This window comes from Halomonas sp. hl-4 (assembly GCF_900215475.1).
Taxonomy (GTDB): domain Bacteria; phylum Pseudomonadota; class Gammaproteobacteria; order Pseudomonadales; family Halomonadaceae; genus Vreelandella.
This window is the reverse complement of the sequence record NZ_LT907845.1, coordinates 4,103,482-4,126,877: the sequence shown is the minus strand read 5'-3', so window position 1 is coordinate 4,126,877 and position 23,396 is coordinate 4,103,482. Positions and strand designations below refer to the sequence as shown.

The 23,396-nt window shown below is 56.5% G+C and carries 20 protein-coding genes; 5 read left to right on the top strand and 15 right to left on the bottom strand.

What is annotated here, in order from left to right:
• Window positions 1-6: 6 nt before the first annotated feature.
• The 6 genes from CPH17_RS19275 to prmB form a co-directional block, all read right to left on the bottom strand.
• Complete coding sequence (locus tag CPH17_RS19275; protein WP_074395837.1) at window positions 7-459, bottom strand: copper chaperone PCu(A)C; 453 nt, start codon at window positions 457-459, stop codon at window positions 7-9.
• 167 nt (window positions 460-626) lie between these two features.
• Window positions 627-2,486 (bottom strand): class I poly(R)-hydroxyalkanoic acid synthase, encoded by a 1,860-nt coding sequence (phaC, locus tag CPH17_RS19270; RefSeq protein ID WP_096300833.1) that lies wholly within the window; start codon window positions 2,484-2,486, stop codon window positions 627-629.
• A 111-nt stretch (window positions 2,487-2,597) separates the two neighbouring features.
• Complete coding sequence (locus CPH17_RS19265) at window positions 2,598-3,008, bottom strand: phasin family protein (protein WP_096300832.1); 411 nt, start codon at window positions 3,006-3,008, stop codon at window positions 2,598-2,600.
• Between the two features lie 156 nt (window positions 3,009-3,164).
• Window positions 3,165-3,548, bottom strand: coding sequence for a hypothetical protein (locus tag CPH17_RS19260; RefSeq protein WP_096300831.1), 384 nt, complete (start codon window positions 3,546-3,548; stop codon window positions 3,165-3,167).
• A 73-nt stretch (window positions 3,549-3,621) separates the two neighbouring features.
• On the bottom strand, window positions 3,622-4,713 hold the full coding sequence (aroC, locus tag CPH17_RS19255) for a chorismate synthase (protein ID WP_096300830.1): 1,092 nt from the start codon (window positions 4,711-4,713) through the stop codon (window positions 3,622-3,624).
• 13 nt (window positions 4,714-4,726) lie between these two features.
• The gene (prmB, locus tag CPH17_RS19250; RefSeq protein ID WP_096300829.1) at window positions 4,727-5,686 is read right to left on the bottom strand and encodes a 50S ribosomal protein L3 N(5)-glutamine methyltransferase; all 960 of its coding nucleotides are present in this window, start codon (window positions 5,684-5,686) and stop codon (window positions 4,727-4,729) included.
• 161 nt (window positions 5,687-5,847) lie between these two features.
• On the opposite strand from prmB, the gene CPH17_RS19245 reads away from it, so the two are divergent.
• Window positions 5,848-6,417 carry a Smr/MutS family protein gene (locus CPH17_RS19245; protein ID WP_096300828.1) on the top strand — a complete coding sequence of 190 codons (570 nt, stop codon included), beginning with the start codon at window positions 5,848-5,850 and terminating at the stop codon, window positions 6,415-6,417.
• Between the two features lie 14 nt (window positions 6,418-6,431).
• On the opposite strand, the gene CPH17_RS19240 is transcribed toward CPH17_RS19245, so the two are convergent.
• Together CPH17_RS19240 and CPH17_RS19235 are read right to left on the bottom strand one after the other, a co-directional pair.
• The gene (locus tag CPH17_RS19240; protein ID WP_096300827.1) at window positions 6,432-7,457 is read right to left on the bottom strand and encodes a patatin-like phospholipase family protein; all 1,026 of its coding nucleotides are present in this window, start codon (window positions 7,455-7,457) and stop codon (window positions 6,432-6,434) included.
• Window positions 7,454-8,365: an alpha/beta fold hydrolase gene (locus tag CPH17_RS19235; RefSeq protein ID WP_096300826.1), complete on the bottom strand. Its 912-nt coding sequence runs from the start codon at window positions 8,363-8,365 to the stop codon at window positions 7,454-7,456. Before CPH17_RS19235 ends, CPH17_RS19240 begins: the two co-directional genes overlap by 4 nt.
• Before the next feature lie 324 nt (window positions 8,366-8,689).
• Between CPH17_RS19235 and CPH17_RS19230 the strand changes: the two genes are divergently transcribed.
• Together CPH17_RS19230 and CPH17_RS19225 are read left to right on the top strand one after the other, a co-directional pair.
• Window positions 8,690-9,133 carry a LexA family protein gene (locus CPH17_RS19230; protein WP_096300825.1) on the top strand — a complete coding sequence of 148 codons (444 nt, stop codon included), beginning with the start codon at window positions 8,690-8,692 and terminating at the stop codon, window positions 9,131-9,133.
• A gap of 10 nt (window positions 9,134-9,143) precedes the next feature.
• Window positions 9,144-10,502, top strand: coding sequence for a Y-family DNA polymerase (locus CPH17_RS19225; RefSeq protein ID WP_096300824.1), 1,359 nt, complete (start codon window positions 9,144-9,146; stop codon window positions 10,500-10,502).
• Here CPH17_RS19225 and CPH17_RS19220 read toward each other — a convergent pair.
• From CPH17_RS19220 to CPH17_RS19195, 6 genes are all read right to left on the bottom strand, one after another.
• Window positions 10,455-11,927, bottom strand: a complete 1,473-nt coding sequence (locus tag CPH17_RS19220) for a sodium-dependent transporter (RefSeq protein ID WP_096300823.1) — start codon at window positions 11,925-11,927, stop codon at window positions 10,455-10,457. The two genes, CPH17_RS19225 and CPH17_RS19220, sit on opposite strands and share 48 nt — an antisense overlap.
• Before the next feature lie 84 nt (window positions 11,928-12,011).
• Window positions 12,012-13,235 (bottom strand): YbfB/YjiJ family MFS transporter, encoded by a 1,224-nt coding sequence (locus CPH17_RS19215; protein ID WP_096300822.1) that lies wholly within the window; start codon window positions 13,233-13,235, stop codon window positions 12,012-12,014.
• Window positions 13,236-13,389: 154 nt separating this feature from the next.
• Complete coding sequence (locus CPH17_RS19210) at window positions 13,390-13,743, bottom strand: AtuA-related protein (protein ID WP_074395826.1); 354 nt, start codon at window positions 13,741-13,743, stop codon at window positions 13,390-13,392.
• Entirely contained in the window at window positions 13,730-15,136 is a 1,407-nt protein-coding gene (locus CPH17_RS19205) for an acyclic terpene utilization AtuA family protein (RefSeq protein ID WP_074395825.1), read from the bottom strand. Before CPH17_RS19205 ends, CPH17_RS19210 begins: the two co-directional genes overlap by 14 nt.
• Window positions 15,133-17,043: a TRAP transporter permease gene (locus CPH17_RS19200; protein WP_231896521.1), complete on the bottom strand. Its 1,911-nt coding sequence runs from the start codon at window positions 17,041-17,043 to the stop codon at window positions 15,133-15,135. Before CPH17_RS19200 ends, CPH17_RS19205 begins: the two co-directional genes overlap by 4 nt.
• Window positions 17,044-17,064: 21 nt before the next feature.
• Window positions 17,065-18,030 (bottom strand): TAXI family TRAP transporter solute-binding subunit, encoded by a 966-nt coding sequence (locus tag CPH17_RS19195; protein ID WP_074395823.1) that lies wholly within the window; start codon window positions 18,028-18,030, stop codon window positions 17,065-17,067.
• Between the two features lie 142 nt (window positions 18,031-18,172).
• Here CPH17_RS19195 and CPH17_RS19190 point away from each other — a divergent pair, with 142 nt between their 5' ends.
• Together CPH17_RS19190 and CPH17_RS19185 are read left to right on the top strand one after the other, a co-directional pair.
• Window positions 18,173-19,057, top strand: a complete 885-nt coding sequence (locus tag CPH17_RS19190; RefSeq protein WP_096300821.1) for a LysR family transcriptional regulator — start codon at window positions 18,173-18,175, stop codon at window positions 19,055-19,057.
• Between the two features lie 86 nt (window positions 19,058-19,143).
• Window positions 19,144-20,418 carry a M20/M25/M40 family metallo-hydrolase gene (locus CPH17_RS19185; protein ID WP_096300820.1) on the top strand — a complete coding sequence of 425 codons (1,275 nt, stop codon included), beginning with the start codon at window positions 19,144-19,146 and terminating at the stop codon, window positions 20,416-20,418.
• 632 nt (window positions 20,419-21,050) lie between these two features.
• Here CPH17_RS19185 and CPH17_RS19175 read toward each other — a convergent pair.
• Window positions 21,051-23,207: a methyl-accepting chemotaxis protein gene (locus CPH17_RS19175; protein ID WP_096300819.1), complete on the bottom strand. Its 2,157-nt coding sequence runs from the start codon at window positions 23,205-23,207 to the stop codon at window positions 21,051-21,053.
• Between the last annotated feature and the right edge of the window lie 189 nt (window positions 23,208-23,396).

The window sequence follows — 23,396 nt, the reverse complement described above, 5'->3', positions numbered from 1 at the left end:
AGCGCATTAAAGTGATGCGGGCGACACCACATCGAAGGTTACCGGCAGCCGCTGCTCATCACTGAACTCCAATAGCACCTCGACTTCATCGCCTACTTCTAATGCATCCTTGCGGCCAATCAACATCAGGTGGTGCCCTTTGGGTACAAACTCGAAATGTTCGCCTGCTGCCACTTCTATTTCCTCAACCGCATGCATGTGCGCCATGTCGTTTCGTTCGGAACTCACGTGTAGCTCAACGTTTTCAAAGGCATCACTTTCGGCCCCGACCAAAACAACAGCCTCATCACCCGCATTATATAGCTGAAAATAGCCGGCCCCCGGCTGTTCACCGGGCAATAGGCTCACCCTTGCGTCGGTGACTTGCACATCTTGCGCAAAGGCACTGCCAGCCGCTAAGAACAGCACCGCCATACCGCTCGCCACATGCCGACAGGAAAAAAGCAAGTTGCTCATCATGTTTGTTATCCACTCTATAAAAGGCCCAGCATTGCTGGCTAGGAACGACACTTTAACCTGCCGTCAGTTTTCTACAACCCGGCTGCGACATTGTGTCAACTGGCGCTGCCGCTAACGACTTAACTAAAAAAGCCCTGCCAAAAGACAGGGCTTTTTCTCTGCAAACATCATGCTTTATGGGTGGCCGGTATTTCTCCTAACACCTCAGGAATCGTAGTTTTCACATAGCGACCAGGGGCCGGCTCAATCACTTCCAACTCGCCTTCCCCCGGCTGACGTGCAGCGACCATTTTTTTCGGGGCTGGATCAGCATAGCCATTTTCGGTCATCCAGGCTTGCCAGTGTGGCCACCAAGAACCCTCATTGAAGGTAGCCCCTTCCAGCCAGGCGTCATGGCTTTCGGGCAGCTTGTCATTGGTCCAGTAGCCATATTTTTGCTTGTGTGGCGGGTTCACAATGCCGGCAATATGGCCTGACCCACCCAATACAAAGGTGCTGGGGCCTTTGGGCAACAAGGCACCATAATAGCTGCTGTTCCATTTGGCGATATGGTCTTCTTTGGCCGCCACAAAGTAGCTTGGCGCCGACACTTTTCTCAGGTCAATTTTTACACCATCGAGTTCAATACCACCTGGTTCGACTAGCTTGTTCTCCAGATACATATGGCGCAGATACCAAGGATGCGTGCCGGCCGTCAGATTAGTACCGTCGGTATTCCAGTAAAGCAGATCGAAAGCGGCCGGGGTTTCACCTTTCAGATAATTATTGATGTAGAACGACCAGAACAGATCATTCTCGCGCAGCAGATTAAAGGTGTACGCCATGGAACGGCCATCCAAATAGCCCTTTAATTGCATGCTCTCTTCGATGCCTTCTAAAACACGCTCGTTGAGGAACACACCGATATCGCCAGGGTCGCGGAAGTCCTGCAGGGTCGCCATGTAGGTGACTGATTTCACCTTGCGGCCGCGGCGCGTGCTGGTGAGGTAGGCTACGGTCGACGCTGTCAGGGTACCACCGACGCAATAGCTCAAGAGGTTGACCGACTTCTCGCCGCAGGCTTTCTCAATCGCCTCCATGGCCGCAATGGGGCCCAATTGCATGTAGTCGGCCCAGGTGATGTCGTGCTGTTCCGGCCCTGGATTGCGCCAGGAAATCAGAAAGACGCTGTGCCCTTGGTCAACCAGCCACTTCATCATTGAGTTGTCTTGGCGCAGATCAAGAATGTAATACTTATTAATCCACGGCGGCACGACAAGCAGCGGCGTTTTATAGGTTTTTTCGGTAGTCGGAGTGTACTGGATGAGCTGCATCAGCTCATTTTCATACACCACAGCTCCCGGGGTGACAGCAATATTCTCGCCAACGCCAAAGGCGCTGCGGTCGGTCATGCGGACATTAATGCCTTCAGCTGAGTTGCCCAGGTCTTCGCGCAAGCGTTCCAGACCTTCGACCAGGTTTTGCCCTTTTGTTTCGAGCGTGCGGCGCATCACTTCTGGATTGGTCGATACGAAGTTAGTCGGGGCCATGGCGTTGACCACCTGGCGAGCATAAAACGCCAGATTACGCTGATGGGTTTCATCCAGCCCAGTAAGGCTATCCACCAGCTCATCCACCATCTGAGAGAACAGCAGATACTGCTGCATGATGGCCATAAAGTGGGGTTCCTGGGTCCATGCTTCGTCCTTGAACCGCCGGTCGCCTTTCTCCGGCGTAACCACTGGCGAGACCTCTTCACCGGCCATCGCCCGCATCCCCTGCTGCCATAGCAGCCACTGATCCTGCAGCAGGCGCGATTGGGTCTGCCATAATAGCGTCGGGTTCTGCATTAATGACTGCGCCCCGGCTTCAAAGCTTTCCCGCATGTCGCTATACACGGAGTCGGCCGCTTCGCTTGGCGCAATGCGCGATAACAGATCCTGCATGAGACCTTGATACTGCTCACCAATATCTTTTAGCTGCGCGTTCCACGCGTCCAGCTCTTCTTGAGACAGGCCACGGGGCGGTAATTCCCACTCTGCTGACATCTTCATTCTCCTCTACCGGCGCGGCAGCGCATACGCAGCCCGTATGATGGCAGGTAATCAAAGGCTCATAAGAGGCGCGGCGCCCTTGGGCGCCGCGATCAATCGGATCAATCAGCTTTTACGCGATGATTGGCTGCTGGCTTTCGTGGGCTGCTCACCCTTGGCGGCAGAACTGGCCTGATCGGCCATCTGCTTGCCTGCTTCACCAAACAGTTTTTCCATCTCTGCCTTGAATTCAAGGCTCATCTCGCTCATTACGCGAGCGTCTTCCTGCATTTGCTGAGACAGCTCGTTCATCATGGCGGCTTGCTGCGTGCCGAAGTCGCGCAGGCTTTCAGCGTCTTGAACGTCGGTGGCGCTGCGCAGGCGCTCAGTGCCCATCTGGCTGTAGCGCTTCATCGCTTCCAGCTGGTATTGGGTCATCTTTTCCATATTGTTGAGCATCAGCGAGTTAATCTTTCGCATCGGCTCAAACATTTGGCGGGTTTGGGCGTTGAAGGCGTCCATCATTTTATCTTGCATGGTATCTACTCCTCTTTTCGTTCCTTGGCATGAGCCGTGAGTGACTCACATAATGTGAATTGCTGCACTGCAAAAAGAGTAATCATTGCCAGGGCGTGTTGCAACCACCTTGACGGCGACGACCTCTAACGCTTTGGTCGTACCCCCTTCGCCGCATTACTCCGCTTTCTGTTTTGCCCGAGACCGGGAAGACGCCGATGCCTTGGCATTCGCGCTCTTCCCGCTTGCTGTTGTGCCACTTTGAGCCTTTGGCTCACTGTGAGCATCGCTGCTACTGGCGTTCCCCGCTTGCTTCAGCATATCCAGCATCATCTGCTGGTAGGTGCCGAAGTTGGACAACCCCTGTGAAAGCCCCTGCTGCATCATGGGTTGCTGCAGGAAGGGCCGCATCAGGCTCATGGGGTCATACCCCTCAACGCCAGACTCCATTTGCCGCTGAATATTCTCAAGCAGATGCTGCTGGAACGCTTCCACGTCCGGCAACCCCAGCGCTTGACGAAACTCATCGGGGGTAAGGTCGAACTCAACGTTAATCTTCATTGGCGGCTCCTGCTTTATTCACCAGTATTGTTTTCATTGAGTGTAGCAGCGATATGCGCATTACACCGTGCTGTTAGCGTTGGGTTAAGCGCGGGGTATCAACGCTTACCGCACCGTTTTGCCCGCGCTGCCGCAGCCAGTGGTCTACCAGCGTTATCGCCATCATCGCCTCAGCGATGGGCGTTGCACGAATACCTACGCAGGGGTCATGACGCCCCTTGGTAACCACCTCGACCGCTTGGCCGTGTACGTCAATCGAGCGCCCCGGTGTAGTGATGCTTGAGGTCGGCTTAAGTGCCAAACGCGCCACGATCGGCTGACCGCTGGAAATGCCGCCCAAAACACCACCGGCATGATTGGATAAAAAGCCTTCAGGGGTCATCTCATCGCGGTGCTCGCTGCCACGTTGGGCAATACAGCCAAACCCCGCGCCAATCTCAACCCCTTTTACCGCATTGATACTCATCAAACCATGCGCCAGATCAGCATCCAGGCGATCAAACACCGGCTCGCCAAGCCCAACGGGTACTCCCTCGGCCACCACGGTAATTTCCGCACCGACGGAGTCTTGATCACGGCGCAGTTGATCCATGTAGTCTTCAAGCTCAGGCACTTTGGCGGGGTCGGGGCAGAAAAACGCATTCTGCCCAACGGCATCCCAGGATTTGAAATCAATCTTGATTGGACCAAGCTGACTCATATAGCCACGCACTTGCACGCCCTGTGTAGCGAGGTACTGCTTGGCGATGGCGCCTGCTGCGACGCGTACTGCGGTTTCCCGAGCGCTTGAGCGCCCTCCTCCACGGTAATCTCGGTGTCCATACTTGTGGTGGTAGGTGTAGTCGGCGTGGGCAGGACGAAATTGGTCTTTGATTTTTGAATAATCTTTCGAGCGTTGATCGGTATTCTCGATCAATAGACCAATCGACGTGCCCGTGGTCTTGCCTTCAAAGACACCCGATAAGATTTGTACCTGATCCGCTTCTTTGCGTTGGGTAGTGTGCCGCGAGCTGCCGGGGCGGCGGCGGTCCAGGTCGCGCTGCAAATCCGCTTCACACAGGGGCAGCCCCGGCGGGCAGCCGTCGACGATCGCGCCAAGCGCCGGGCCGTGGCTTTCCCCAAAGGTGGTCACGGTAAACAGCTTGCCAAATGTATTGCCTGACATGGGCGTTAATTCCTCATGCAAAAGACGCCGCATGGGCGTCGAGTTCAGCGGCGCTCAAGGCAAACACGCCTTGGCCGCCACGCTCGAATTCAAGCCACATAAAGGGCACCTCGGGAAAGGCGGCCTCCAGATGGCGGTCAGAGTTGCCGACTTCGACTATCAGCCATCCCTCGTCGGTCAGGTGCTCGCGCGCCTGGCGCAGAATGCGCCGCACGATGTCCAGGCCGTCATTGCCCGCGCCCAGCGCCAGTGACGGTTCGTGGCGGAACTCGGCGGGCATAGTGGCCAGGTCACGGGCATCCACGTAGGGCGGATTGGAGACGATCAGGTCGAAACGCTGGCCCTCCAACTCGTCGAACACATCGGCTTGCATCGCGCGAACGCGTTCACCGACATCGTGGCGAGTGACGTTCTGGCGAGCCACTGCTAGGGCCTCCTGGCTAATATCGGCCAAAATGACTTCGCAGGTCGGCAAGTAGAGGGCAGTGGCAATACCGATACACCCCGAGCCGGTGCATAAATCCAGCGCCTTAGCCGGTGGTTCTTCAGGAAACCAGGCGGCAAAGCCATCCTCTATGAGCTCTGCCATCGGCGAGCGCGGAATCAGTACGCGTTCGTCAACGTTAAACGGGTAACCGGCAAAAAAGGCCTCTCCCAACAGATAAGGCAGCGGGCGACGTGTGGTAATACGTTCACGGGTGAGCGCCACAATGCGCTCGCGCTCCATCGGCAATAACCGCGCATCTTGCACCCCAGGATCTACATTCCAGGGTAAATGCAGCGCTCCTAAGCAAAGCGCGACGGCTTCATCCCATGCCGACTCGGTCCCGTGACCATAATAAAGCCCCGCTAAATAGAACTCACTGGATACCCAGCGCAGGTAGTCGCGTAGGGTAAAAAGCTCGCTCACCAGCGCCGTATCCGGCAGGGAGAGAGAAGAATGTGAAGTCTCGGCGTTGAGATGCGTGGTCACATCGGCTCCTGGTCAACATAGGTCTCCATCCCTCTGCGACAGAGGACATGGCATGGCGAAAGAAAAGATTGTACCTTTGACGCCGCCCGGTTCACAGCAACGCGCATCCCGCTATACTGTGCGCTTACATTCGCATTGCCTATTTGCCATTTGAGCCTGTCATGACAAGACGCCGCTACCTGCCCGACGACGACGATATAAGTGCTTTTCGCCAAGCGCTGCAAGCCGCGGGCGTGCGCCGTATTGCCACCAACCAAGCCGATCCAGGTAAGCCTAAACGCAACGATGATGCCCAGCAGGCGCGGCGGCAGGCGGCGGTGGAAAGCAACACGTTCGCTACCAGCGGTCGCACCTCCGATGGCCGGGTCGAGGCGGTCCGCCCCTCCGAGTATCTGGAGTTCAGCGTCGCGGATTTACCCTGGCGTACCTTCAGCCAACTTAAGCGCGGCCAGACGGCGTGGCAAGCGGGCCTGGATTTACATGGCTACACCCTGGAAGAAGCCCGCGCCGAACTGGAAAGCTTTCTGCATGATGCGGCTGCTCAGGGGCTACGCTGCGTGCTCGTCGTGCACGGCAAAGCATGGGGCACCACATCAGATTTTCCGGTGCTGAAAAGCCACACGAATGCCTGGCTGCGTGAGTGGCCCGGCGTCCTGGCCTTCTGCTCCGCCACCGCGCTCGATGGCGGAACAGGTGCGGTATACATCCTGCTGCGTAAACGCGGCCAATAGCGCTTTTTCTATCCTTATTCGGCGGCATCCGAAGCAATACCGGGCATGCGCCGCTCCAGCGCCTCATCAGCCAAATGACGCCCCAGCCGAATCAGGTCCTTGGCACGGTAAAACTCGTAGGTACTACACACCGTCTTGGGAACTTCAATCAGTACATCCGGCGGATAACCAGCAATTTTGTACTTGGCCAGCGCCGCCTGGGTAATATCGAACGATTCGAGGATCATATCCAACTTGCCCCATTCGCGCTTGCCGCGCATTTCCGGCGTTTCGTCACTGGTTCCCTGCTCGTCGGCACTATTCCCCAGGCCATCCCACAAACGTTTCGTCGCCTCACGCACGTCGCTCATCCAGCCACCGATGTTGTTATCGCGGTCGCGTTCAAGTGCGGTACGGCTATCATTTTGTGTCTCTTCAACGGGCAATAGCGCTTCTAAGCTAACCGGCTGGGGGCTATGGGCGGTGACGTTAACCGCGACCACGAAATCCGCCTCGTGGGCGGCCAGTGTCGGCATAATGGGCAGCGGGTTTAGCAAACCGCCATCGACTAATACCTGCTCACCTATATGCACAGGGGTAATTACGCCGGGCACGGCGATAGAAGCTCGAATGGCGCGCAGCAGCGAACCATTTTGAAACCATACTTCACGCTGGCGCACCAAGTCAGTGGCCACAGTGGTCACCGGAATCGGTAGGTCTTCAATCAATGTATCACCCACCAGCCCCTCTAGCTTGCTCATGACCTTGCTGGCACGCATAGCCCCCATTGGGCTCCACGTTACATCGACCAGCTTAAGCACATCCAGATAGTCCAGGTTACACACCCATTCGCGATATTCAGGCAGTTTACCCGAGGCGTAAATGCCAGCAATCAACGCGCCCATGGAACACCCGGCAATGGAGATGATCTCAAAACCCCGTGCTTCCAGCGCTTCGATCACGCCAATATGGGCGTACCCCCGGGCACCGCCGCTGCCCAGCACTAGCGCTACCTTATTGCCGCTCTGACCATTACCGTTTTCTGCATACGGTTCGTTCATTGCTTTCTTCCTACTGCTGTTTCCGGCACCTTAGTCTCATACTGCGCAATCACCTTGGCAACACCATGCACCGCCTGCGGCTCAAGATGTAGGTGGTGACCGCCTGGTAGGACATGGCGAGTTAAGTTGGGCACCGCTTGGCGGGCTTTTTCAGCCCAATCTCGCTCGCCTAAAATGCCTGTCTCTCCCTCTATCAATAGCACTGGCGCCTGAATGCCCGCCAGTAGCGCTAACACCTGCGAAGGCGTGAAGCGTACCAATGACGGCTTTAGCAAACGACTGTCGGTGCGCATCTGCACGTGACCGTCGGCCGTTACGTCAGCATTGCGCTCCACCAACGGGGTCGCCGTGACCGTGTCCAATGGCGTCACGCCACCAGCCACACGAGCGGCCACCGCAGTGGCTAAATCGGGATAACGCGGGGCTTGAGACAGCGGCCGCCGGTGAGCCAGCAGCCCTTTACGCAGTTGGCTTGCTGTATCGCTTGCGGGCGTATTCAGGGCACCCAAGCCATCGAGCAACGTCAACCGCTCAAGGCGCTCCGGCAAGGCAGCGGCTAATAGGCAAGCCACCGCCGCCCCCATGGAATGGGCGAGCAAAGTGGCACGCTCAACAGCCAGATCTTCCATGGCATCCAATACGTCGTGGCCGTAGTCCCAAAGCGCATAATCATTGCCCGTGGGGGCGTGGGCTGAGTCGCCATGGCCGCGAAAATCGATAGCCACAATGCGGATATCCAGGGTTTCTACCAGCAACGGTGCTAAACGAGAAAAACTCGCCGCATTATCCAGCCAGCCATGCAGCGCTAGCCATGTGGGCGCATCATCACGCCCCCAGCATAGGGCGGCCAAGCGGCCCTCAGCGAGGGAGAGCGGTCTGGGATAAAGCGGCGTAGTGGCGTGGGGCATATATTCACACATCCTAAACAAGCCAACCTTAGTAGGCGGCGAGATGACGGCATAAAGCACAAACGGTACCATGCCAAACGCAGGTTTCCGTGAAAAAATTACCCGTACTTGCTGATGTTTACCTTTTACTTTTCATGAGGCTTTTATGAAACCCCAACGTGATACCCGAACGCGCAACTGGGTCTTTTTTATCGCCGTGACCAGCGCCATCGTGGTGGGCCTTTGGCTTTCGAGATAACCCTGCACTTAGCCCGCTCTTGCAATTTTATCCTCACGGCCAAATACTGTATATAAATACATATTTTGCCAATGAGGACGCCGACCATGACGCAGCCGCTATCGCCTATTGCGCCAGCCGTGCCGTTAACGCCTCAGCCGCTGCCTCATCCCTCGCTATACGGTCGTGCGGGGTTTAGCGGCTTTCCCTCCCCCGCACAGGATTACGAACCGCGCACTCTGGACCTCAACGTGCGCCTGATCAAAAACCCCACCCATACGTTTTATCTGTCAGCGACCGGCGACAGCATGGAAGGCTGGGGGATTTTCGACAACGATCTGTTGGTGGTGGACCGCAGTCTCTCACCCCGTCTGGGTCATATTGTGGTGGCCATGTTAGACGAAGAGGTACTCATCAAGCGCTACGCGTTATATCGCGGCACGCCGCATCTGTGCTCGGCTCACCCCCAGTATCCGCCGCTGCCACTGGAGGGCCGCGACTGTCAGATATGGGGTGTTGTGCGGGCAGTCATTCACGAATACCTGCGATGATGTGACGGTCATGATCGGTCTTGTTGACGCCAACAATTTTTACGTTAGCTGCGAACGCGTCTTTCAGCCCCACCTGGAAGGCAGGCCCGTTGGTGTGATGTCCAACAACGACGGCTGTGTAATCGCTCGCTCGGCGGAAATGAAAGCGCTGGACATCCCCATGGGCACCCCCGCGTTTAAGTTGGAGGGGTTACGCCAGCGCGGCGAGATTCATTTATTGTCGTCCAACTATGAACTGTATGGCGACATGTCGGCACGGCTGGCCCAGCTGCTGCGCGATGCCTGCCCGGACATCGCCCCCTACTCCATCGATGAAATGTTTATTTACTTGGAGGGGATGAGCGAGCATCAGAGCCAAACCCTGGGCGAGCGCTTGCGACAGCGTATTCACCGCTGCCTTGGATTGCCGGTATGTATCGGGCTGGCCCCGACCCACACCCTGGCAAAACTCGCCAATCACGCCGCCAAAAAACAGCCGCATTATCAAGGGGTCTGCCTGCTGGTCGGCCACGGCGCCGCTACTACCGAGCTGCTTAAGCAAACGCCGGTTAGCGAGGTATGGGGGGTGGGCAGACGGCTTGCCGAACGGCTTGCTATTAGTGGTATTCACAGCGCCTGGGATTTACGCGAGTGCGATAAAAAACAGCTACGCAAACGCTTTTCCGTGGTGCTGGCGCGCACCGCCCTTGAGCTGCGTGGCACGCCCTGTCTGGACATGAACGCAGTGGATCAACCACGCCAGCGCATCATGACGTCGCGCTCGTTTGGGCAACCCACTGGCGTAAAAAATCAGGTGCACGATGCGCTGCGACGCCATGCCCAGCGTAGTGCCGAAAAACTCCGCCAGCAGCACAGCCTGGCGCGCTCGGTGATGCTGTTCCTGAAAACCAACCGCCATCGTCGTGACCAGCCGCAGTATTTTCCCCATACCCTGGTCGCGTTGCCAACCCCTAGCGACGACACACGCGTTATTCTCAACGCCGTCCGCCAGGGCCTTGAGCAGATATACCGTCCAGGCTATCGATTTATGAAAGCCGGCGTGATGCTGCTCGACCTCGTCGATGCCCAACAGCACCAGCTATCATTGCTGAACGCTCCGGCCCACCACCATCCATTGCTAATGGCCACGGTGGACGCGATCAATCAGCGCATGGGGCAAGGCACGATTCGCTTTGGCATGACCGATGACGATGCCCCCTGGCAGCTACGCTGTGCCCACCGCTCCAATCGCTTTACCACGCATTGGGATGAGTTGATGGAAGCCGGCACGCATCCCGGCGCCATTGCCGAGGCCAGGGCAAAGCGGCAACAACCGAATCAGTCACAGCGCTCGGCGAGCTTGCAACGCAGGGCGCAGCCGCGGACTTAGAGCTTCACCCAGCGCCACCATGGCGACCAGAATGGCCAGCAACCACGGCCACTGCGCGGCAAACGACACCTGATAAATCCCCAATGCATCGATAAAAATCACCACAATGCCGAGCGGGCTAACGTAACGCACCATGGACAGCCACAGCGCATAGGGCAACGGCGCCAGCCAAAGCTCATCGCGGAACGTCTCGCTCTTCAGCACAAAGCCTGCCAGCACGACCATGCCCAAACCGCCCAGCGGCATCATCAGGCGCGAGGTCAGGTAGTCGAGCCAATCGAAAACGGTTTTACCGGCCAGCGTCCAGTCGGCGCCCAGATTGAATGACAGCATCGCCAAAGTACTGATCAGCCACAGTACAATACCCGTGCTCCACGAGGCGGTGCGCCGCGAAATGCCTTTGTTATCGCACAGCCAGGACACCGTCGCCTCGACCATCGAAATCGCCGAGGTGAGCGCGGCCATCGACAGCATGAGGAAGAACAGGGTACCGAACAGCGTGCCCAGCGGCATCGCCTGAAAGGCCAGCGGCAGGCTCATGAAGATGAGCCCCGGCCCTTCGGCGGGATTCATGCCGTTGGCAAAGATCACTGGGAAGATCGCAAGCCCGGCCATCAATGCGACCACCGTGTCGGCTATCGCGACACTCAGCGTGGTGCGGGCGATCGAAGTGCCTTTGGGCAGGTAGCTGCCGTAAGTAAGAATCGCCCCGGACGCCAGCGACAGGGTGAAAAACGCATGCCCCAGCGCCGCCAGCATGCCCTCGCTGGAGAGACTGCCCGCATCGAAGGACAACAGGAAGCTGAACGCCTGAGCAAAACCGCCCGAGAAAACCCCGAAGGCGATCAGCAGCGCGAGCATCAGCACCAGCCCCGGCATCATCCAACTGACGCTCTTTTCGATGCCTTCCTGCACGCCCTTGCCGACAATCAGCATGGTCAAAAGCGTCACCAGGGTGCTCCAGAAGCCAAGGTTCCAGGGATTGGCATTGTTGGCCTCGAATACCGCGGCCATATCGTCCACGCTGCTACCCGCTAACCCTCCGGTGAGCATTTTCCACAGGTAGGCAAACGACCAGCCTGCCACGACCACGTAAAACGACAGGATCATGAAGCCGCAGAGCATCGCCATCCAGCCGATCAATGACCACGCCGACGAACGGCCGGATTCCCTGACCACCCGGCGAATGGCGTCCACCGGGCTGCCCAGGCCGCGCCGTCCAAAGGCAATTTCAGTCATCATCACCGGCACGCCCACCGCCAGAATACAGGCGAGGTAGACCAGCACGAAGGCGCCGCCGCCAAACTCTCCGGTGATATAGGGAAACTTCCAGATATTGCCCAACCCAACGGCCGAGCCCGTGGCGGCCAGCATAAAGCCCCAGCGGCCAAGCCATTGGATACGAGGTTGCTCAGAAGACGCCATGACCTGCTACCCTGTTGGAAAAAAGCGCATATCCTAGAGGATTTTGGCGCGAATGCCCAAAAAATCCTGACACGCTCTCGCCGGTTACGTGGCGTAAACCGCCGCTTTGGCATCGGCATCGAGACGTTGAGCGGTCTGGTCGACGCGCCGCAGCCAGGCGAGCAACAGCGCCCCCAGGGCCACAAAGCCACCGGCCAGCCAGAGGCCGACGCTATAGCGGCCGGTCGCCTCAGCCAGCATGCCGGTAAGCGCCGGGGCGATGATCTGCGCGCTACCGTAGGCCAGGGTCATTTTACCCATCAGCCGTGCGGGGCTTGCGGGATACAACCGCCCCGCCATGGTCAGCACCAGACTGACACAGCCAAGGAAGGTGCCACCGTAAAGCACCGCGCTGAATAACACGGCGGCCAGGCTCGTGGTCACCGCCGGCAGGACGATGCCGATGACCTGCAGCCCCATGGCCACAATCAACGCACTCAAATAGCCGATCCGACGCGCGACCAGATCCCAGAGCATCACCGCTGGGGCTGCCGCCAGCCCCACCAGCGCAAAGGTCCAGTTCCCGGCACCGGCCAGCAGCGGCTCCCGCTCCACAATCGTGACGATAAAGGTGGCGCTGATTACATAGCCATAGCCGGCGCAAAAATAGGCCGCAAGCATCCAGCGCATGAAGGTCCGGGTGGGCGGCGTGGCAGCGGCTTCGCTCCCGGAGGCACCGGGCACGGCGGGCGTTGGTCGCGGCAGCCAGCGCCAGGCAGGCACCAACAGCCCCACCGCAAGCACGCTGAATCCCCACCACTGCGCCTGCCAGTTCATCGACAGCGCCAGCATCGCCTCCACCGCCACGGCGGCGAGCACAATACCCAGGCCCAACCCGGCAAAATGAATGCCCAGTTCAACGCGCTGGTGGTGCTGAATCAGCCAGTGCATGATCAGCCCCGACGCCAGCAGCATCGCGCCGCTGCTTGAAAAACCCGCCAAAAAGCGCAGCCCCGCCCACAACCAGAAATGCTCGGTCAATGCCATGCCGGCCGTGGTCAGCACAGCGAGCACCAGACACAGCCGATACAGGGTATCTTTAACATGGATGCTTCGCACGGTCGCTGCTAGCAGAGCGCCGAGCATATAACCGGCATAGTTCAGCGCCGCCAGCCAGCCGCCATCGGCGTCGCCTATCCAGCTCTGCTGCTGCATGACCGGCAGTAGCGGCGTATAGGCAAAACGCGCCACCCCGATACACAGCAACTGACTGAATACGCCCGCCAGCAACACCTTAAAGCGCTGCGAGCCTAGCGAAGCGATGGTCATCGGCCTGCTCCTTGAACACCGTTATTTATCGTTATATTCATTAGCACGCATGCATTAGCAAACATACATTAAAGAACATGCATTAAAGAACATAGTACGGCGTTCTGGACAGCACGTCATGGCCACCTAGGTCGAGGGTGTGTGATAGGTTGAACTAGAGAGTAACCTCCAGGCTCAGCAGCAAAAATGACAGCGTTTTGCCGTGCCCATCTAAATTAAGCGCGCCGTTGACACCGCCCTGCAGCACGTCATCAATGACAAAGTTCATGCCAGCCAAGCTAGGCAAGAGGTAACGTCGTACCCGACTGGCACCACGGTGGGCAAACAGAGCTAGTACTCGCTCCTCTGTCACTTGCTCCAGTAAGGCGGTATAGTGATCTGGGTCATAGGCAAACAGCGCCACATTAAGGCGTTCCCCCTTGTCCCCTGCTCGGGCGTGGGCAAGTTGGTGCAGAGTGACCGAGGATTGCGAGTGCCCCTTGGCTTGGGAGTATTCAGCTTGCAACATAGCGGTCGCTCCCAGTAGTACCTATTACATTTGTTTCAAATATGCTGGCATGGGCATGAATATCGCTACGCTTGACTAAATAGGAAGCGGTAAATACTCGGCGCTGAAACTGGCGCCGCACGCCACCACCGCCCGCAGGTCCGGCGCAGTAAAGCGCCAATAACTCTTGAGTCGCACGCGCCACCCAGCGCCGTTCGCCATGTTCAGCCGCTAGTCGCAACCGGTAATCACCGCTCGTGGAAGGCAATGCGCTACGTTGCAGTTCACCGCTGTCGCTATCAAATACGCTAGCGAGTCCAATAATATCCAGGCGAGTACGCAGTTCAGCAGGCGCACGAAACACCAACCGCTCCCGAAGCACCTGCGCGGCAAGCTGCGCTCGCGCTAGCGCGTTTGGACCTGCATAGGAAATCTCCGCCTCCCCCTGCCAGCCGCCTTCGTAGCACACCGTTGTCTTCAGCCGCTCAGGGGCTGGCTTGCCACGAATGCCCGTTACCGCAACACGGTTTTCCCCCAGTTGGCAAACCTCAACCTGGGAGAGATCCACCGTGACATCCGGTGTCAGATAATTAGCGGGGTCGTGAACCTCATAGAGAAGTTGTTCTTTCACCGTTCGATCAGTGACGCAGCCACCTGAACCACTAGGCTTAGTAATAATCAAGCTGCCATCCTGCTCTACTTCGATAATCGGATAGCCCACCGTGGCGAGCCCTTCCACGTCTTTAAAGCCTGGATCGGCAAAATAGCCGCCGCTCACCTGTGCGCCACACTCGGCTAAGTGGCCCGCCATCATGCCGCAGGCCAAGCGATCCCAATCGTCCCAACGCCAATCAAAGTGATGCATTAAGGGAGCTAAAAACAGCGCAGGATCAGCAACCCGCCCGGTAACCACCACATCCGCTTGCATGGCTAATGCATCGGCCAAGGCCTTTGCGCCTAGATAAACGTTAGCTGAAATCAAGGCGTCATCACCGGGTATATCAAGGCGCTCAGCTTCCCAGCGCTGTAAATCCAGCGCATGAAGCTGCTGACGAATATCGTCACCATGTACCTGAGCAATACGAATATCACCCCGGCCAAGCTGAATGGCCAAATCAGTAATCACCTGACAAGCGCCGCTAGGGTTCGCCGCGCCAAAGTTGCCTAGAATTTTAATCTTGTGATCCAGGCAGTCGCGTAGCACCGGCGCCAGCAGTTCATCTAGTAGCGGCTCAAAACCGCTTTCCGGATCGTCGCGCATGGCTCGATGAGCCGCCGCTAGCGTACGTTCACCCAAGGTTTCAAACACTAAGGCGGAGGGTTGCTGGCGCTTGATTAATTCGGCAACTACCGCGACGGCAGCATCGGTACGATCACCAGAAAAGCCTGCGCCGCTGCCTAATAAAAAACTCATAGGTGCGTCTCCTTGGCCTGAAGAATGTGACGGTCACTGGAGACAGGCGCAGGCTCATTATCCAGCAGTGCACGCCGACGAATGAAAAGACCCACGATTAACGCAAGCGCAGCGAACGTAGAAAGCCAGCCAGGTGTGAGCGCAAGGCCAATGACGGCTACCAGCGCTACGACATCAACCAACCGTTTACCCGTCATGGCCACCCGGGACATGAGGGCGGCAAACGCAATCACAAACACCACACCCTGACAACTGGCTAGCGCAATCTCCCAACCAGAGCCAAACCCTGCCAGCGCTGGGTAAATCAGCAGCAAGAAAGGAATCACATAGATAGCTGCTGCTAGGCGTACCGATTCAATAGCCGCTGGTAGCCAATTAGTGTCGGCAATACCTGAGGCCACAAAGACCGCAATGCAAACGGGAGGCGTAATCACCGAGAGCGTAGCGAAGTAGAATACGAATAGATGGGCAATCAGTGGCTCAACCCCAATCTCTGTGAGCGCAGGGGCTAATACGGACGCCACCAGCACATACGCTGCCGTGGTGGGAATCCCCATGCCTAAAATCAGACACACACCGCCGACGATCAGGGCTACCAGGAACAGCGACTCTCCTCCCACCGTCACAATAAGGCTCGCCAGCGTAACGCCGATACCGGTCATACCGATCATCGCGACCAGAATCTGCGCGCCAGCCAGCAGCACGCCGATAATCACCATGCCTTTGCCTGCATCCACCAAGCCTGCTACTAACTTGCCGACAATTTCGCGCAGCGGCATCTTGGCTATTAGCGCAAAAGGCACAAACGTCAGCACGGTCATTAAGATGCCGTAGAACGCTGACATCTGAATCGAACGGCCGCTGAGCACGCCGTAGAAAAGCCCACCCAGCGCGGCCAAAATGGGAATAATGCGCTCTGGGCGTATCACCTCAGACCAAGCAGGCAACTCATCATCAGGCACTACTTGGAGCTGGCGGCGCTTGGCGACCAGGTGAATAGTGGCGAAGACGCCAAGATAGAAAAGAATCGCTGGCAGTAAAGCCGCTAGCGCAATACGCAGATAACTTTCGCCTAGAATTTCCGCCATAATAAACGCCGCCGCGCCTAAAATCGGCGGCGCGATTTGACCGCCAGTAGAAGCCACGGCTTCCACCCCGGCCGCGAATGGCCGGGGATAGTTCAAACGCTTCATCATGGGTATCGTGAAGTTACCCGTGGTGGCCACATTGGCCACCGCGCTACCGCTCACCATCCCAAATAGACCAGAGGCTACGGTGGCTACTTTGGCAGCACCACCCGGCGAACGACCACTAATGCGCAGCGCCAGGTCCATAAAGGTCTTGCCTCCCCCGGTATGCAGCAGCAAACAACCGAACAGCACAAAAGCTGCAATCGTCGTCGCGGCGACACCCACTAGCATGCCCCATACGCCTAAATCGCCGAGGAAGATGGTCTCAGTCATGTAATAAGGGTCAAAGCCTCGGTGGCCCAGTGGACCGGGAATGACAGCGCCCAACCATGCGTAGGCCAGTCCCAACAAGACCAGTAGGGGAAAGATACCCCCTATGGCGCGCCGGGAAAGCTCTAAAATAGCCACCAGAAGTATGCCGGTAAGTAACATATCCCGGGGCGTGGCCCAGGGTAGCTCAACCAGAATTTGTTCGTAATTCAGCGTCACATAGCCACAGGCCAGCACAACACCAATGGCCAATACGATATCGATAGCAACGCCAAGCGGGCGCCAGCGTTTGCCTTCACCTAATGGGTAAACCGCAAGCCCCAGCAGGATAACCAGCGCGAGAAAGATACTCCGCTGAATCAAGCTTTCAAACGGTCCAGTGGCGGAGGTATAAAGAATTAGTCCACCTAACAAAAGCGCCAGGCCTTTGGTGACTGTCTCGCGCATGATCATTGCCTCCGGTTAGCCTTACTGTTCAGGCTGTAAGGAATCGGGGATGTCATGCCCCTGCTCTTCAAAATAGCGAGCAGCACCGGGGTGTAGCGGGACGGTGCCAACCTCTAGGGTCATCTCCGCCATATCCACATCACGCATTGCCGAGAAAGCATTGACTTGAGGCTCAGGGTTTTCCATCACCGCTTTAACGATTTGATAAGCCGTCTCTTCATCCATATCTGGGTCTGCATGCACAGCGACGCCAAAAGCCCATGTGGTATAGGCAGGAATATCCTCACCGGCACCCTCTGGCACGTCGACGATGGCTATATCAGGCATCTCGCTACGTAATGTTTGTGCTTCGTCCTCGTTAAGGGACAATACGCTGATGGGGGTAAAGGTGGCGATATCCATAGTAGAGCCGTCCAGTTTTTCACCCACACCTGATTTTACTGAACCTTTGACCCGATCATCCTTCATGGCGTCGACAATATCGGTTGTGGAACCCCGCACGTAATCCGGCTCAATACCTAGCGTGCGCATCACTGCTTCGGTAGTTTTCTCAGTAGCTGACCCCGTGATCCCGGGATTAAAACGGACGCCGTCTAAGTCAGCGAACGTTTCCACCTCTGCATCCTGACGCATCACGGCATTCTGTGGTGCCACGGTGTACACCCACAGCAGGCGATTATCGACCGGGCGGCCTTCAAAGTCCCCTTCGCCAGCGTAGGCCTGATACCCGGTATTGGTAGTCACCAACCCCATGTCGATCTGGTCACGACCTAAACGACGCAGGTTATCCACTGTAGCGCCGGTTTCTGCCACCGAAGAACTCACCCCATCCAATTGGTTATTGATGATCTGATTAACTGCAACAAAGTAACTGTAGTGGCTTGAAGAGCTAGAAGTAGAACCAATCAGCAGACGCTCATCGGCATGGACGGCGGAACCGGCTAGCAAAGCGGCGCTCGCCACCATCGTGGTAAGTAGCGTTTTCATCGTGTCTCCGAAGCTCGCTAAACGAGCTATTGTTTTTATAAAAAATGGGAATCGCTATGCATGTGCATGCGATAAAACAAGCATGGTCTGCTGATTTAATTTTGTATATTGAATAGTTTTTAATTTATGTTTTACTTTATAAATGAATCCAAGCATCCAGCAGCTTCGTGTTTTTATTGCCGTCGCCCACTCTCGCAGCCTTGCGGAAGCCAGCGAGCAAGTACATCTTTCCCAACCGGCAATTTCCATTGCGCTGCGCAAATTAGAAGAGAATGTAGGCGGGGCTCTATTTGCGCGAACCACCCGGCAACTCGCCTTAACCCCTGAAGGGGAAGCGTTTCTGCCAGTTGCGGTGAGGCTATTGAATGATTGGAACGAAGCCTTTGAGGATCTTAACGACCAGTTTTCAAAACAGCGCGGCAAGGTGACAGTGGCCGCTTTGCCCACCCTGGCAGCAGGATTATTCCCAAGGGTTATTAAGCGTTTTCACGAGTCCTATCCACGCATAAATCTCAGCCTGCACGATGTGTTAGCCGAGCAGATCAATCAGATGGTACGCGAAGGCCGTGCAGATTTAGGGCTTTCGGTACCACCAGGCGACACAGACGACCTCACATTTGAACCCGTTCTCGAAGATAACTATGTGGCCGTTTGCCCCTACGGACACCCGCTACTGGCGCAACCAGCCGTTGCCTGGAGCCAATTGGCGGCCTATCCGTTTATCGGCATTAACCGCCTTTCCAGCTCACGCCAGGATATTGACCGTATTATGCAAAGCATTGGGGCGCGGCTGGATATCTTATGTGATGCCCGCCAGATCGCCACGGTTGGCCGCATGGTGGCAGCGGGGTTGGGCATTAGCGTGCTGCCCTCACTCAGTTTTCGCCAAATTGCCACTGAAGGCATTGAGCACCGCCCGCTGGTCGAACCGACGATTCGCCGTGAGCTGGGAATTGTATTGAGCCGACGCCACCCTCCTTCCGCCGCAACCAGCGCTCTACGTCAACTGATTCATGAACACGAATAAGGGATTTCGCCCGACTTGCTCTACACGCCGCGTGGGAATCTGGCAAACTAGGCATCGTTCATCACCCACTGACTGGAGATTGCCTTATGAGCGATAGCGCCCCCCCTTGGACGCAACCGATGCCCGACGCGCAGTTCAAACTGATGCGCGACATCTTGGCAGCCCCCAGCCCCGTGGGGTTGGAAGGCGCGATGACCTACGGCGTGCTGAAACCCTATTTTGAAAGCTTCGCCCCGAGCGACTGGCAGCTTCACCAGTTCCGCGGTAACGCGGGGGTTGTGCTCGATACGCATCCAGGCCGCGACGACATGTTCAAGGTCATGATCATCGGCCATGCGGATAAAATTCGCATGCAGGTGCGCTCTATCGGCGATGACGGCAAGATCTGGATCAATACCGACTCCTTCCTGCCCACCGTCCTGATCGGCCATGAAGTGAAGCTATTCAGCGAAGATCCGGACGCCCCGGGCAGCTACCGCTGCATTGAAGGCGGCACCGTGGAAGCGCTGGGCGCCATTCACTTTTCCGATCCCGCCATGCGCGACGGCAGCAAAGGTATCAAGAAGGAACAGATCTATCTGGACCTGCAGATCCACGGCGAGAACAAGAAGCAGCAGGTATTGAACTTGGGTGTTCGGCCTGGCGATTCGATTATTTTTGATCGCCCTATCCGCCCTGGCTTCAGCCCCAACACCTTCTACGGCGCCTACCTGGATAACGGCCTGGGCTGTTTCGTGGCCGCTGAGGTTGCCAAGCTGATCGCCGAGGCCGGCGGTACCGAGCAGGTGCGCGTGCTGTTTGCCATTGCCAGCTACGAAGAAATCGGCCGTTTCGGCAGCCGCGTGATGGCCGGCGAGCTGAAGCCCGACGCATTGATCGGTGTGGATGTGAATCACGACTACGTGGCGGCACCCGGCATTGGCGATAAACGCATGCAGCCGCTGGAAATGGGCAAAGGCTTCACCATGGCCGTCGGCTCGATTGCCAGCGAACAGCTGAACCGTGTGATTGCCCAGGCAGCCAAGGCCAACGAGATTCCCATGCAGCGGGATATGGTGGGCGTCGATACGGGTACCGACGGTATGGCCGGGGTGCTCGCCTCAGTGGACAGCGCGGCTACTTCCATCGGCTTTCCGATCCGCAACATGCATACGATTTCGGAAACCGGCAACACTCAAGACGTGCTGGCCGCCATTCATGCGTTGACGCACACGCTCCAAGCACTGGACAAACTGCCTGATCTTAAGCGCGAATTTCTGGATAATCATCCGCGTCTTGATCAAGCCCAGCCGCTTGGCCACCAGGGCAGCGAGAAGCCTGACGACGAGGCCGAGGCTACCGATAAGCCAGCCGCTTCTTAACGGGCACATAAAAAAACCCCGGCCGTCACTGGCCGGGGTTTCATCAGGTCTTCCTTGAACATTCTTCACGAACGTCCTGTTCGTGCCTCCATGAGTCCATCAAGCGTCCTGCTTGGTCTTCCCTGTTGCGCTTCCGTTGCGCTAGATGTCCACCATGCACTTTAAAACCAGCCGATTATCTAACCTAGGCTATGAAAGCCGAAAAAAAATGATATTTTTGCTCACCGATGTCATTGCAATAGCCTATGGTTAATATTCTGCCGCTTGCCACTGTCAGGTTGAGTGAGAAGCGGTTCACGGCTAGACCGATCATACCCACGGGGAGGAGGTCAGCGTGCAGCACATCACCATCAGCTACAAAGTCCGCGGAGTCGACATCATTTGCCGCCACTGCGGCAATTTTGAGTCACCCACGTCAGCGTTTTTAAGTCACTTTCGCCTTGAAGGCACCGGCAAGCATAGCGCTGTCGTGCGCTGTTTACATTGCCAAATCAGTGAATCCCTACCGCGAAGTGCATTTGATACGCTAACGCACGCACGTGCCAGCTGACAAGGCGCTTGATAAACAAAGCGCCAACTAGGCGACTGCACCAACCCTGAGGCGCCCACCCTGCCGCCTCAGGGTTTTTGCGTTAAAACGCTACCTTTGCATCTTGATCATGCTCAGCAGCCTCAGCTCGCTGGAGCATAGCCAACGATGATGACGCCAGCGGAGGCACCCCCTCACTCAATTGTGTGCCTGCCAGGCGGCCGCGTGCAGACTGCGTGTTTTCCTCATTCGCGCCCTCTAATCGGAAAGCAGCAATCACGTTAGCCAGCTCCGAGGCCTGACGAGTAAGCTGTTGGGCCGCACTGGAAACCGACTGCACCCGCGTGGCATTCTGCTGGGTTACGTGATCCATCTCGGCCACGGCCGAATTGATTTGGGCAATACCGCTACTTTGCTCATCCGAAGCGGTGTTGATTTCGGCCATAATATCACTGACTTTCATTACCTGTGTCACCACACGCTCAATCGCCTGTTCTGCGTCTTTAACCGCTGAGGTTCCACCGCTAATTTCTTGAGAAGAGGCCTCAATTAAACGCCGGATTTCGCCCGCGGCATCTGCGCTTCGCCCGGCCAGACTGCGCACCTCATTGGCGACCACGGCAAAGCCGCGCCCCTGTTCGCCCGCGCGAGCCGCCTCTACCGACGCGTTAAGCGCTAATATATTGGTTTGAAACGCAATACCATCGATCACGCCAATAATATCGGTCATTTTCTCGGCACTGCTGGCGATCCGCTCCATACGCGAAACCAGTGCCTCCATGCGCTCACCGGTCTCCCGGCTAGTGGCAGCATTCTGCGTGGCAAGTTGGTTCGCTTGACGGGCGTTTTCAGTGTTTTGCTGAACCGTCGCGGTCAGTTCATCCATACTGGATGCGGTCTGCTGAAGCGACGATGCCTGCTGTTCAGTTCGCGTGGCCAACGCCTCATTTTCCTGATAAATCTGCTGGGAAGCGGGGGTAACAACCTCGACTTTGGCGCCGACATCGGTAATCAAACCCGAAAGGCTTGCGCGCATGGTTTCAAGCGACCCCAAAAGCTCGCCGAGTTCGTCTTTACGCTTAAGCGTTACGCGATTGGCCAAATTGCCAGCAGCAATTTGAAAGGTTACACGCCGAGCCTCGTTCAACGATTTAATCAGCGAGCGCAGCACCGCTGTGCTTAAGGTAACCAAAATCACAATACCCAGCAGCAATACGCCAAGTTGCGTATACAGCAACGTATTCTGCTGACGTTCAGCGCTTGCCATTAGCGCCTGGGCAGCCTCTCGCTCTTGCGCCACGAGTTGATTGACAGTACTACTGATGCGTTCAGAGGTAGGCTGTACGTTATCGTTAAAGGCCTCAAATGCGGCAAACCCGTTAGCATCGCGAATTGCCGAGAAGGTCGTGTCGACCGCATCCATAAATTGCGTAAGATAAGTAACTAACGCTTGTTCGACTTCGTTTTCCTCCGCGCTGGCGTCAACACGCTGTAACACGTCTTCAATGTCACGCCGATTATCGGCTAGCTGTGTTTCCAGTGTATCTAAGTCCGACCGTCTAGGATTGCTCACGGCAGGCTCCAACGCTTGAATCGCCTGGCTAACGCGTTGCTCAACGCGCTGTAAATCCGCGATGCCCTCAAGGCCGGTCTGGTTGAGCGTACGTAACCGATCTGCAGAGCTGGTCACCCCATACACCCCGGCGATACCACCTATCACCAGTAACACAACCGCCGCTAACACCATCCCGATAAGCTTAGCTTGCATACTACGGAAACTAAAACGCTGCCCCCATCCGATAACTCCCGAGCGTTTTATTGCACCATCATGCAGCGTAAAGCCTCGCATACGACCTGTTTGCATTCGCGCATAAACTTTCTCAGCCTTGGCAATGGCGGCGTCGGTCGCCTTTCGACGAATTGAGGTGTACCCCACTACTCTCTTACCGTCTAGCAAGGGGGCAATAGTGGTATGTACCCAGTAACCTCGTCCGTTTTGGCAGCGGTTTTTGATTACACCCTGCCACGTACGTCCGCGCTCCAGCGTTGTCCATAAATTTTTGAACACTTCGCTAGGCATATCCGGGTGGCGAAACAGTCGGTGCGGCGCGCCAATCATGTCGTTAAGCGAATACCCACTAACATCAATAAGCGCTTGGTTGGCATAGGTAATATTTCCCTCCAAGTCCGATCGGGAAATCAGCACTTCGTCATCCGACAGCTCAAGCGGCTGGGATGCTATGGAATAGGCATCTTGCATGGAGAACCCCTAATTTTTCCTAATTTTTTTATATATCAAGGCTTACGCCGTTAATGCTTGAGGCGTTCCCTGCCTAAGCCATTTCAATTAGAGAAAATGCATAAAATGTGCCAATCGTAAAAACAGGACAAGATGAGCGGTCACATCATTAAGGTTTATCCAATCAGGCCGATAACCCTAAGCGGCTGG